At 64.4% G+C, this 4,097-nt stretch carries 3 protein-coding genes and 2 tRNA genes; 3 read left to right on the forward strand and 2 right to left on the reverse strand.

The genetic code is table 11. The annotated features are described in order from the left end of the window. Positions 1-17: 17 nt before the first annotated feature. A tRNA-Gly gene (locus LH475_RS02655) sits at positions 18-89 on the reverse strand. Positions 90-233: 144 nt separating this feature from the next. Between LH475_RS02655 and LH475_RS02660 the strand changes: the two genes are divergently transcribed. Beyond that, positions 234-309 (forward strand) — tRNA-Val (locus LH475_RS02660). A gap of 22 nt (positions 310-331) precedes the next feature. Here LH475_RS02660 and LH475_RS02665 read toward each other — a convergent pair. Beyond that, the gene (locus LH475_RS02665) at positions 332-871 is read right to left on the reverse strand and encodes a nuclease-related domain-containing protein (RefSeq protein ID WP_297412804.1); all 540 of its coding nucleotides are present in this window, start codon (positions 869-871) and stop codon (positions 332-334) included. Positions 872-1,098: 227 nt separating this feature from the next. On the opposite strand from LH475_RS02665, the gene LH475_RS02670 reads away from it, so the two are divergent. After that, positions 1,099-2,088, forward strand: a complete 990-nt coding sequence (locus LH475_RS02670) for an L-threonylcarbamoyladenylate synthase (protein WP_297412805.1) — start codon at positions 1,099-1,101, stop codon at positions 2,086-2,088. 589 nt (positions 2,089-2,677) lie between these two features. Beyond that, the gene (gene fdhA / locus LH475_RS02675; RefSeq protein WP_297412807.1) at positions 2,678-3,895 is read left to right on the forward strand and encodes a formaldehyde dehydrogenase, glutathione-independent; all 1,218 of its coding nucleotides are present in this window, start codon (positions 2,678-2,680) and stop codon (positions 3,893-3,895) included. Positions 3,896-4,097: the final 202 nt, after the last annotated feature.

Here is a 4,097-nt window from a genome sequence, read left to right on the forward strand (position 1 = left end):
ACGTGAGACATATTTCGAGCGGATGACGAGATTCGAACTCGCGACCCTCACCTTGGCAAGGTGATGCGCTACCACTGCGCCACATCCGCATTACTCGCATCTCTGCGTGCTTTGGAACTCTATCCGATGGGATGCGATTGGGCCAATCGGGTGTCGGCGGGTGGGCGTGTCTCCGCTCGACGCGCGTGCGGGTGTCCGTGCCGTGCTGGCGCATGTGGCAGGATTATCGCGCAGGGCGATTGGCGCAGTTGGTAGCGCGCTTCCTTCACACGGAAGAGGTCATCGGTTCGAGTCCGGTATCGCCCACCAAACCCTCGCCGATCTGCTGCCCTTACGAGGCAATCGAGGAATGAAGGTCCCCCGAGCTCGGGCGCGTACCCACAAGAATCCCACGCACCTCGAACCCGTCGAGGGCCCAAGGCCCGTAACGGGACGCGTCGGCCGTTGTCACCGTCGACCCCGCGCCGTGCATGACCACGAGACTCCGGATGAACGGCACCTTCGTCTTGCCCGGAACCGTGGCGGCTGCGTCGCCCGGAATTGATGCGAGCTTCTTCGCTTTGCTGTCGGCTGTGGGGTAGGAGTTGCCGAAGCGACGGATTGTTCGGCCAGTGTCTCGCGTCCAGGTGGTCAGCTCGCAGGTCACCGAGCCGTACCAGCCCTTCAGCTCGACGATGAGAGGCCCGGACTTCGTGAGCAGCAGCACGTCCACCTCAGACGTGCTGCCGTCGCAACTGATGAACCTTAGGTTCGCCCGCGCGTGGGTGATGCCGTCGTCGGGCAGCAGATCACGCACAGTGTCGAGAGCCTGCTGTTCGGCAGGGCTCGCCGGGGCGCCGACGACCACCCAATGGCCCGAACTCGACTGCATCTTCACACTCCCTTTTCCAGCTCAGAGTGGCGCCTGTCGCCGGTATGTGATCTGCTGAGAATCATTCTGCTCGCGACTGACATTCCATCCTCGGTCTGCGTTCCACGCTTGCCCCCCAAGGGAGAACACGTGATCGACTCTGTCGATAAACCGCCGGTTCATGAGTTGCTGAGCCAGAACACAAACGCGGCATTCAGCGTGCCCGCGTATCAACGGGAATACTCGTAGTGTCCAAGAGTTTCATCACCAACCCTGCCGTTGACGCTGAACCCACCGTCGATCCCGCTGAGGTGCGCCAGGCCGCTAACGCTCTCATGCGGGGCGGCCTGGTCGCCTTTCCGACCGAAACGGTCTACGGGCTCGGGGTCGATGCCGACAACGGCGACGCAATCGCGCGCATGTATGCGGTAAAGAATCGACCGGCAGACCATCCGGTGATCGTGCACATCGCAGATCTGGGCGATGTTGACTACTGGGTGCAGGATGTTCCCGATTACGCCACCGCACTGATGAGGCGCTACTGGCCAGGCCCGATGACCCTCATTCTGAGGCGGAGCGAGCATGCTCGCGATGCCGTCACGGGCGGGCAAGACAGCGTGGGGGTCAGAATTCCTGATCATCCTGTTGCCCTGCAGTTGCTTCGAGAATTTCGCGCCCGAGGTGGCCATGGTGTAGCCGCCCCGAGCGCCAACCGCTACGGCGCGGTTTCTCCGACCGACGCCGCGGCGGTGCGCTCAGAACTGCAGCACCATCTTGCCGCGACCGACATGATTCTCGACGGCGGAGCATCTGCCGTGGGGGTTGAGTCGACCATCATCGACTGCACTCAGGGCAGCCCAACCATTCTCAGGCCGGGCGCCATCACGGGGGCGATGATCGAAGCCAGCACGGGGTTGGCTGTTGCCAGCGGCGAGCGCCCCCGGGTGCGAGTGTCAGGCTCACACCTGCAGCACTACTCTCCGCAGGCGAAGGTCGTCATCGGAGGCACCAGCGCAGCCGGCGAGGGGCTCATCGCGGGTCATGAGGTCGACACCCCGCCGCAAGTGATCAGACTCGCCGCACCATCGTCTGACGGCGAGTATGCGCGCGCACTGTATGCGGCGTTGCGCGAGGCAGACCGACAGGGCCTCGCCGTGGTGAGAGTGATGGCGCCCGACGGTGACGGACTCGCCATCGCCATTCGCGATCGCATCACACGCTCGAGCGCTGCCGGGTAACGCGAGTTCGTGCGCTCAGCACAGGACTCCTAGCAGCGCCGTGGCCCATCCGTGGCGATCGACCCCGGCGCAGACATGGTGCTCTCCGATGGACTTCGTCAGTTTGGTGTCACGCAGCATGGAACCAGTATGGCGACAGCGACAGCGACGTCGAGGCCGACAATGAACCGGAACCGGGGTGTGCTCGCTGGTCCCGGGGCCGGTCCCGAACCCGCCAGCAGGCAGTGGCTCTCCCACAAAACGCCCACACCATTAGCCGAAACCCAGTCAATTCGAGAGGTCTGTGATCAGCCGACTAGCCACGAATTTGGCGTGGCCCCGCATCGTTTCAGGTGCGCGATAAGAGTTCACACGGAAGAGGTCATCGGTTCGAGTCCGGTATCGCCCACAGACGCAGCCCCTTGGTAGTTCGGGGGGTTTTTCGTTGCCCGGGGCCATCTCGAGTTGCGCAGGCACCCTTCTTTGCAACCCCATGGCGATTCCCGTACGCGGCGGTTAGCGTCGAATGAACCCCCGTCACCACACAGCGATCCGGGGGCCTCCCTCAGCACCACTCAGTCACCCTGAAGAAAACAATGAGAGGAAAACCATGTCGGGAAACAGAGCCGTTGCCTACAAGGGCCCGGGGAAAGTCGAAGTCATCGATATCGACTACCCCACATTCGAATTGAAGGATGGACCGGGGGTGAACCCCGCGAACGTGGGCAGGAAGGTGCCCCACGGCGTGATCGTGCGCACCATCGCCACCAATATCTGCGGCTCGGACCAACACATGGTCCGCGGCCGCACAACAGCTCCGAGTGACCTCGTGCTCGGCCATGAGATCACGGGCGAGGTCGTCGAGTGCGGCCCCGGCGTCGAGTTCATCAAGATCGGCGACATCGTCTCGGTGCCGTTCAACATCGCCTGCGGCCGGTGTCGCAACTGCAAGGAGCGCAAGACGGGCATCTGCCTCAACGTCAACCCCGACCGCCCCGGCAGTGCCTACGGCTACGTCGACATGGGCGGCTGGGTCGGGGGCCAGGCCGAGTATGTCCTCGTGCCCTACGCGGACTGGAACCTGCTGAAGTTCCCGGACCGGGACCAGGCGCTCGAGAAGATCATGGACCTCACCATGCTCTCCGACATCTTCCCCACCGGGTTCCACGGAGCGGTCTCGGCCGGTGTCGGGGTCGGGTCGACGGTCTACATCGCCGGTGCCGGGCCCGTCGGACTCGCCGCGGCGAGCGGCGCGATGCTGCTCGGCGCTGCGGCGGTCATCGTCGGCGATCTCAATGCCGATCGGCTCGCCCAGGCGCGTAGCTTCGGCTGCGAGACGATCGACCTCACCATGGGCGACCTGGCCGGTCAGATCGACCAGATCCTCGGCGTGCCGGAGGTCGACTGCGGCGTCGACGCCGTCGGGTTCGAGGCGAGGGGCCACGGAAAGGACTCCGGCGAGGCTCCCGCCACCGTACTCAACTCGCTCATGGACGTCACTGCGGCGGGCGGAGCGCTCGGCATCCCCGGCCTCTACGTCACCGGTGACCCGGGCGGGGTCGACGAGGCCGCCAAGAGGGGCTCGCTGTCCCTCAGCCTCGGCACCGGCTGGGCGAAATCGCTGGCCTTCACGACCGGACAGTGCCCGGTGATGAAGTACAACCGCAGTCTCATGATGGCGATTTTGCACGACCGGGTCAGCATTGCGAGAAACGTCAACGCCAAGGCGATCACGCTCGACGAGGCCCCCCGCGGCTACGCCGAGTTCGACGCGGGTGCCGCGACGAAGTACGTGCTCAACCCGAACGGGTACCTCGACGGCAAGTAGCTGACGCGCGACTCGAGTAGGACCGCCGGTCGAGGGGACGGCGGTCCTCCTGTGCCGTGTTGCCGGCATGCGTCACGCCCGGGGCCGTGTCGTCATTCCGACTTGTCAATCTGTGAACGTTCCCAGTACGGTCGAATTGCGCTGGATTTTCCTCGCAATCGACGCCGCACTCTGCGAACTCTCACGGAGCGGGTCCACCACA

This window comes from Cryobacterium sp. (genome assembly GCF_026786305.1).
In the GTDB taxonomy this organism is placed as follows: Bacteria; Actinomycetota; Actinomycetes; order Actinomycetales; family Microbacteriaceae; genus Cryobacterium.